Annotated in this window: 3 protein-coding genes; all 3 read right to left on the minus strand. The window is 39.6% G+C overall.

Annotated features, from left to right (window positions below; all coding sequences use genetic code 11):
* Positions 1 to 181: 181 nt before the first annotated feature.
* The 3 genes from fliI to AB1414_19655 all read right to left on the minus strand — a co-directional run bounded on the left by fliI (position 182) and on the right by AB1414_19655 (position 2,097).
* A complete protein-coding gene (gene fliI, locus AB1414_19645) occupies positions 182 to 1,507 on the minus strand; it encodes a flagellar protein export ATPase FliI (GenBank protein MEW6609628.1) in 1,326 nt (441 codons plus the stop codon).
* On the minus strand, positions 1,500 to 1,739 hold the full coding sequence (locus AB1414_19650; GenBank protein ID MEW6609629.1) for a hypothetical protein: 240 nt from the start codon (positions 1,737 to 1,739) through the stop codon (positions 1,500 to 1,502). The genes fliI and AB1414_19650 overlap by 8 nt, the downstream gene beginning before the upstream one ends.
* An 82-nt stretch (positions 1,740 to 1,821) precedes the next feature.
* The gene (locus tag AB1414_19655) at positions 1,822 to 2,097 is read right to left on the minus strand and encodes a GxxExxY protein (protein ID MEW6609630.1); all 276 of its coding nucleotides are present in this window, start codon (positions 2,095 to 2,097) and stop codon (positions 1,822 to 1,824) included.
* Between the last annotated feature and the right edge of the window lie 67 nt (positions 2,098 to 2,164).

The following is a 2,164-nucleotide window of genomic DNA, read 5'->3' on the forward strand; positions in this document are numbered from 1 at the left end:
ATATTCTCGTTTTAAATGAGCCAATTGCGTTTTTAATTTGTCTTCGTTATATTTTTTAACTTCTAAAACTCGTTCTAATCTAAAATTAAATCCTGGCATTTTATTATCCCCTGAAAATAGTAGTCAGTAGATAGTAGGCAGAATACAAAAAACTTTTGTTTTTCCCTTAATTCTCTACTTCTTATCCTTCTGTGCCTTCTTTGCTGGCGAATAATTCCATTAATTGTTTTACCGCAGTTTCATAATCTACCTTTTCAAATATTCCTTGTTTTAAAAAGGCATTTACCTCATCAATCATAGAGAGGGCATAATCAATTTTGGGATTACTGCCTTTAACATAGGCGCCAATATCAATGATGTCCTGGGCATCGCGGATGGTGGCAATTATTTCCTTAAGTCGTCTTGCGGATTGTTCATGTTCTGGCGGCACAATATCTATCATCACCCGGCTGACACTTTGTAAAACATCAATTGCCGGGTAATGATTTCTTGCGGCTAAATCTCTTGATAAAACCACATGTCCATCTAAAATTGCCCGGACATTATCGGCAATTGGTTCGTTCATATCATCGGCATCGACTAATATCGTATAAAGGCCGGTAATAGTGCCTTTTTCTGATGTTCCTGAACGTTCAAGCAATTTAGGTAAGATAGCAAATACAGATGGGGTAAAACCACGAGTAGTCGGCGGTTCGCCAATTGAAAGGCCTACCTCGCGCTGAGCACGGGCAAACCGCGTAATAGAATCCATCATAAACATCACATCATAACCTTTATCCCGAAAATATTCGGCAATAGCCGTTGCCACAAAAGCCCCTCTTAATCTAATTAAAGGTGGCTCATCTGATGTCGCCACAACAACTACTGACCTGGTTAATCCTTCCTCCTGCAGGTCTCTTTCGATAAAATCTCTGACCTCTCTGCCTCGCTCTCCAATCAAGGCAATAATATTAACCTGTGCTTTTGTAAATCGAGCAATCATACCCATTAATGTACTTTTACCAATACCACTTCCAGAAAATATACCAAATCGCTGCCCTTTGCCCACAGTAAGAATGGAATCAATGACTTTTATTCCCAGAGGTAATGGATTTTTAATTCTTGGTCGTTTTAAAGGGTCTGGAGAAGGATTAAAGATTGGATAAAAATCATCTGCACGGCAGGGAGGTTTGCCATCTATTGGTTTGCCAAGACCATCTAATATTCTACCTTTTAATCTCTCACTCACCGGGACAAGGAGTGGTTTTCCGGTGGATATGACCTGGCATTCGGGGGCAATACCATTCATTTCACCCAGAGGCATCAATAAAACCCGACGGTCTCTAAATCCAACCACCTCGGTTTGAATGACTTTTGAACCTGGAAGCCGTATCTGACATAGTTCTCCCAACTGTGTTGGTGGACCTTCTGATTCTATGGTTAGCCCAATAACCTGTTTAACCTTTCCTCCCAGTCGAATGGTATCTAAATTATCCAGAACATCTTGAAATTTAACCAATTTAGACATTACCATTCTTTCCTCCCCATTTTTGTAACCGTTCAGGTGGTAATTTACCGCAGAGACGCAGAGGAACAGAGAAGACATAGAAATAAATTATATCACATAAAAGATTATTGATGCAGACATGGAAATACATAGGACCTGCTTGCCGAATGTTCAGCAGGCAAGCCAGATTTGTTAATCCATCCCTGATTTTCATCAGGGCAAGTTTAATGTTGTTGGACTCAAGAGCTTGCACTGATGAAAATCAGGGATGTTAAGCCTATCGTAAATAAATTTTAATTTTCTTCTCTGCGTCTCTGTGTCTCTGCGGTGAACGGTTACCCTATTTCTTTATCCACTGCTCTAAGGTATGATCTAACCTGATTATAATACTTCCCACTTATCTCCTCAACAGTTTTAATCTCTACCACAATCTCATCTTCAACAAAAAGATCAAGTCTATGAACCCCAACCTCAACACCTTGATAGAATATCTTGACTTCTTTTTCTGATTCAAAGATGATGTTCTGTCTTGCAAACTCAACCTTCAAGGCATTGTGATAGATGCTCTCCAGAAAACCAGGTCCTAATGTGGTGTTGAGTAAGTTTTGCACGGCGTATCATCAGATTTCATAACCTGCACACGGATAATTGGTAACTGGTAATTGGTAATTGGTTAAA

Source organism: bacterium, assembly GCA_040755795.1.
Taxonomy (GTDB): Bacteria; UBA9089; CG2-30-40-21; order CG2-30-40-21; family SBAY01; genus JBFLXS01.

Excerpts from the sequence above, each read along its gene's own strand:
- fliI (MEW6609628.1), bottom strand. The coding sequence starts at position 1,507 with ATGTCTAAATTGGTTAAATTTCAAGATGTTCTGGATAATTTAGATACC.